General features: G+C 71.9%; 5 protein-coding genes. 3 read left to right on the top strand and 2 right to left on the bottom strand.

Annotated features, from left to right (window positions below):
- Positions 1–48: 48 nt before the first annotated feature.
- The gene (locus tag RIF89_RS13425; protein ID WP_309069595.1) at positions 49–267 is read right to left on the bottom strand and encodes a KTSC domain-containing protein; all 219 of its coding nucleotides are present in this window, start codon (positions 265–267) and stop codon (positions 49–51) included.
- Positions 268–386: 119 nt separating this feature from the next.
- Here RIF89_RS13425 and RIF89_RS13420 point away from each other — a divergent pair, with 119 nt between their 5' ends.
- Positions 387–899 (top strand): metallophosphoesterase, encoded by a 513-nt coding sequence (locus RIF89_RS13420; protein ID WP_309069594.1) that lies wholly within the window; start codon positions 387–389, stop codon positions 897–899.
- Positions 900–914: 15 nt separating this feature from the next.
- Here the strand turns inward: RIF89_RS13420 and RIF89_RS13415 are convergent, their stop codons facing one another.
- Positions 915–1,364 (bottom strand): hotdog domain-containing protein, encoded by a 450-nt coding sequence (locus RIF89_RS13415; RefSeq protein WP_309069593.1) that lies wholly within the window; start codon positions 1,362–1,364, stop codon positions 915–917.
- 131 nt (positions 1,365–1,495) lie between these two features.
- Here RIF89_RS13415 and RIF89_RS13410 point away from each other — a divergent pair, with 131 nt between their 5' ends.
- Together RIF89_RS13410 and RIF89_RS13405 are read left to right on the top strand one after the other, a co-directional pair.
- Positions 1,496–2,074, top strand: coding sequence for a YdeI/OmpD-associated family protein (locus RIF89_RS13410; RefSeq protein ID WP_309069592.1), 579 nt, complete (start codon positions 1,496–1,498; stop codon positions 2,072–2,074).
- Between the two features lie 117 nt (positions 2,075–2,191).
- Positions 2,192–2,851: LacI family DNA-binding transcriptional regulator (locus RIF89_RS13405; RefSeq protein WP_309069591.1), on the top strand; the 660-nt coding region annotated here is incomplete at its 3' end.

The following is a 2,851-nucleotide window of genomic DNA, read 5'->3' as shown; positions in this document are numbered from 1 at the left end:
TGACACGAGCGCCGGCGGTGCGGCTCGATCGCGCGTTCTGACGCGCGGTCAGGCCAGCCCGACGTGCTCGAAGGGATAGACGTCGCGGATGCGCTGGCTGAAGAACTCGCCGGCGCTGCGCGCCCCGACCAGGGCCCGATGCACGGACGGCGGCACCGCGAAGTAGCGGTAGAGCTCGCCGGTCGTGAACACGATCTCCATGACCGCGACGGCGGCGTCGTAGCCGACCTCGGCGATCACGCTCGACTCGAGAGTCACCCGCTTCATGCCGGCTCCCTCCGTCGCTGCGTGCCCTGTCCGCTCCACGGTAGGCGCTACCCGGTGCGCGGGCGCAAGCCCCTCGCGCCGCCGGCCGACGCCGCCGTCGGATGCGCGAGGATGTCGGCATGACGACGCGGCTGCTGCTGATCTCGGACACGCACGTGCCGCTGCGGGCGCGGCGCCTGCCCGACGCCGTCTGGCACGCCGTGGACGCCGCCGACGTGGTCGTGCACGCGGGCGACTGGGTGGATGAGGCGACCCTCGACGCGCTCGAGTCGCGGGCGGCACGGCTGATCGGGGTCTACGGCAACAACGACGGCGCGGGACTGCGGGCGCGGCTGCCCGAGGTCGCGACCGCGCAGATCGAGGACCTCCGCGTCGCGGTGGTGCACGAGACGGGCGCGGCGACCGGACGGGAGCGGCGCATGGATGCCGCGTTCGCGGGGGAGCGCCGACCGGATGTGCTCGTCTTCGGGCACAGCCACATCCCGTGGGACACCGTCACGCCGGCAGGCATCCGCCTGCTCAATCCCGGCTCGCCCACGGATCGGCGTCGGCAGCCGGCCTGCACCATGATGACCGCGACGGTCGACGCTGCCGAGGTGCGCGACGTCGCGCTCGTCGAGGTGCCCCGCTGATCCGACTCGCTCGAGTCAGTCGATCCGGATCGTCCCCGTCTGCGGGTGCTCGGTGGGCATCCGGTCGCGGTGGTAGGTGATCGTCGAGTATCCGTGCGGGGACGGGCGGCCGTCCTCGTCGAGGTTGACGAAGACGAGCTTCTCGATCGTCAGGATCGTGCGGCGGGTGATCATGTTCCGCACCACGGCGCGCATCGTGAGCGACGTGCGGCCGAAGTGCGTGGCCTTCAGCCCCATCTCGATCAAGTCGCCCTGCTGAGCGGAGGCCTCGAAGCTGATCTCGGAGATGAACTTGGTGACGACGCGGTAGTTGCCGAGCTGGATGATGGCGTAGATCGCCGCCTCCTCGTCGATCCACCGCAGCAGGCTGCCGCCGAAGAGCGTGCCGTTGGCGTTCAGGTCCTCCGGCTTGACCCACTTGCGGGTGTGGAAGTTGATGTCGATGTCGCTCTCGCTGCTGTTCACGGGGTGCGGCTCCTCTCGCGTCGCTCGTCATCCGAAACCTACGGCCTCGGGCGCGCGTGGGCATCCGATTGACCGGGCGTCGCCGAGTGGGTTAGCCCGCGCGTGTCGGTGGCCGTCCCTACGATGGCGGCATGGCCGATCCCGAGGAGCTGATCGTCGCGGACGTCGCCGCGTGGCGCGCATGGCTCGACGAGCACGAGAGCGACTCGGACGGTGTCTGGCTCATCCTGGCGAAGAAGGGCACGACGGCGCCGACCACGCTGACGTACGCCGAGGCGCTCGAGGAGGCGCTGTGCAGCGGCTGGATCGACGGGCGCCGGCAGAGCGTCGACGCCGGCGTGTTCCGGCAGCACTTCACGCCTCGGCGGAAGACGTCGCTGTGGTCGGAGCGCAACATCGGCTTCGTCGAACGGCTGATCGAGGAGGGCCGGATGCGCCCGCGCGGGCAGGCCGAGATCGACCGCGCGAAGGCCGACGGGCGCTGGGACCGCGCGTACGGGCCGGCCGCGTTCGCGGAGCTGCCGGAGGACCTCGCGGCGGCGCTGTCCGCATCGCCTGCCGCGTCCGCGCTGTTCACGCAGCTGAACGCGCAGAACCGGTACGCCGTCCTGCATCGGGTGCACACGGCGCCCAGTGCGACGAGCCGAGCCAACCGCATCGCCAAGCTCGTCGGGATGCTGGCGCGAGGGGAGACGCCGTACGCGCAGTGAACGCCGGTGCCGGCCGGAGGTGTCGCCCCGATACGCTGGGGGTCCCCGCGCCGCTCCATCCGGTCGCGGCACCCGACCCGAAGGCCGCACCTCCGGCCGACTCCGACGAGGAGCGCAATGCCCGGTTCCCGCCCGCCATCGATGGCGGACGTCGCCGCGCGCGCCGGTGTGTCGCACCAGACCGTGTCGCGCGTGCTCAACGGGCACGCGTATGTGAAGCCGGACACGCGTGAGCGGGTGCTCGCCGCGATCGATGACCTCGGCTATCGGCCGAACCGCGCGGCGCGCGCGCTCGTGACGGCCCGCACGCGCACGATCGGGATCCTCGTCACGAACGCGACGTTCTTCGGCCCCGCTAGCACGGTGTTCGCGATCGAGGCCGCCGCCCGCGCGGAGGGCTACTTCGTGTCGATCGGGTCGCTGCTCGCGATGGACGCATCGCCCGTGCGGGCGGCGCTGGATCAGCTGATCGACCAGGGGGTCGACGGGATCGTGACCGTCGTGCCGCAGGCGCAGGCGATGCGCCTCATCGACGAGGTCGCGCCGCCCGTGCCGATCGTGGCGGTCGCGGCGCGGGCCGACATCCCCGCCGACTCGCCCATTCGATACGTCCACGTGGATCAGGCTCTGGGGGGCGCCGTCGCGACCCAGCACCTGCTCGACCTCGGCCACCGCCGCATCGTGCACGTCGCCGGCCCGGAGGGCTGGTACGACGCGGACCAGCGGTCGCGCGCCTACGTCGAGACCATGCGCGCGCACGGCGCTGAGCCGCGCATC

This window comes from Microbacterium sp. (genome assembly GCF_031178525.1).
Classification (GTDB): domain Bacteria; phylum Actinomycetota; class Actinomycetes; order Actinomycetales; family Microbacteriaceae; genus Microbacterium.
Note: the sequence above shows the minus strand (reverse complement) of the source record. Positions and strands in the feature narration are given on the sequence as shown.

Bases quoted from the DNA above. Each gene is read 5' to 3' on its own strand.
- RIF89_RS13425 (WP_309069595.1), bottom strand. From the start codon at position 267: ATGAAGCGGGTGACTCTCGAGTCGAGCGTGATCGCCGAGGTCGGCTAC.
- RIF89_RS13410 (WP_309069592.1), top strand. From the start codon at position 1,496: ATGGCCGATCCCGAGGAGCTGATCGTCGCGGACGTCGCCGCGTGGCGC.
- RIF89_RS13420 (WP_309069594.1), top strand. From the start codon at position 387: ATGACGACGCGGCTGCTGCTGATCTCGGACACGCACGTGCCGCTGCGG.